At 77.7% G+C, this 291-nt stretch carries 1 pseudogene; it reads left to right on the top strand.

The annotated features are described in order from the left end of the window. Nucleotides 1–291 (top strand): annotated as a pseudogene (locus tag G3I53_RS08140) (hypothetical protein); the annotation flags it as partial.

Raw genomic sequence — 291 nt, 5'->3', positions numbered from 1 at the left:
GGCGAGCGCGCTGATCATCCCGGCCGCGTGGCACCTCCCGTACACCGTCGGCCTCGTCGCGCAGGGGACGACGGCCGCGGCGGTCCTGGCGGCCGCGGTGTACGTCCGTCGCCCGCACCTGACGCTCACCGCCGTGCCGCTCTCCCTGCTCACCGCAGGCAGCCTGGTGCTCCTCTCGCTGGCCTCCCGGCCCGCGACCCTGACGGTGCTGGCCGTGCTGACGGCCGTCTTCGCGGTGGCCGCCGGTCACCGGCGTCTGACCGCGCAGGCCAGGCCGGCCGCGCCGGCCAG

The sequence above is a fragment of the Streptomyces sp. SID14436 genome (assembly GCF_010548465.1).
Taxonomy (GTDB): domain Bacteria; phylum Actinomycetota; class Actinomycetes; order Streptomycetales; family Streptomycetaceae; genus Streptomyces.
Note: the sequence above shows the minus strand (reverse complement) of the source record. Positions and strands in the feature narration are given on the sequence as shown.